Origin of the sequence: Bacillus pretiosus (genome assembly GCF_051294775.1) — a bacterium.
Lineage (GTDB): Bacteria > Bacillota > Bacilli > Bacillales > Bacillaceae_G > Bacillus_A > Bacillus_A wiedmannii.
Window position 1 is genome coordinate 1 of the sequence record NZ_JBPPHF010000639.1, and the last position, 280, is coordinate 280.

Below are 280 nucleotides of genomic sequence, written 5' to 3' on the forward strand. Positions count from 1 at the left end.
GTTTAAATGCATGGAAGAAGAAAAAGAAGGGAACGAAGTAAAGGAGGGAACATATGCAAAAGTGGAAGCTTTTATATCAGGTGATTTTTTTCCTATTGCTTGTAGGTATTGGCGTTTTTAAATACGCTACACCGATAGGAAATTGGGCATCGTTTACAGCTTGCATCGGCATATTTTTCATTTTACAATCGTTAAAGAAAAAAATAATCAGACATGAAGGTAGCTCGCCGTTTTATCGGCGAGCTATTTTGTTATGCTTTTTTCTTTTCATCATTTGTTT

1 protein-coding gene is annotated in these 280 nt (G+C 35.0%); it reads left to right on the plus strand.

What is annotated here, in order from left to right; all coding sequences use genetic code 11:
* Positions 1-53: 53 nt before the first annotated feature.
* On the plus strand, positions 54-280 hold a 227-nt coding region (locus ACSG5Z_RS32490; RefSeq protein ID WP_435712997.1), incomplete at its 3' end, for a hypothetical protein.